Source organism: Bartonella vinsonii subsp. berkhoffii ATCC 51672 (genome assembly GCF_902825225.1).
Lineage (GTDB): Bacteria > Pseudomonadota > Alphaproteobacteria > Rhizobiales > Rhizobiaceae > Bartonella > Bartonella berkhoffii.
The window spans coordinates 1-383 of the sequence record NZ_CADEAK010000360.1 but is presented as its reverse complement, the minus strand read 5'-3'; the positions used below and the strand labels follow the sequence as shown (position 1 = coordinate 383).

Below are 383 nucleotides of genomic sequence, written 5' to 3'. Positions count from 1 at the left end.
AGCTGATTTTTCTGGAATAACACCAAGTTGAGCTAACGCGTCACAAGCATGTGCTTCAATTTCAAACCAAATACGGTATTTAGTTTCTGGTGACCAAATTGCTACCATTTCAGGGCGAGAATAACGCTCGATCATGATTTTTTCCTTATTGTGAGAGTGTTGCTGCTTGGCGCAGTGCGTTAATGCGTGTTTTATAAAGATCTTTGTTACCATTTTTATAAATTGCAGATCCTGCAACAAATGCATTTGCACCAGCTTTTGCAGCTATTCCAATTGTATCAACTGTAATGCCACCATCAACTTCAAGATCAATAGGTCGATTGGCCATCATATTTTTTACTCGTTCGATTTTATTTTTCATTTCTGGGATGAAGCTTTGTCCA

General features: G+C 38.1%; 2 pseudogenes. Both read right to left on the bottom strand.

Annotation, left to right across the window (positions count from 1 at the left end):
- Positions 1 to 135 (bottom strand): annotated as a pseudogene (locus J7R10_RS09610) (adenylosuccinate lyase); the annotation flags it as partial.
- A gap of 10 nt (positions 136 to 145) precedes the next feature.
- Positions 146 to 383: pseudogene (locus tag J7R10_RS09605) on the bottom strand (ribulose-phosphate 3-epimerase); the annotation flags it as partial.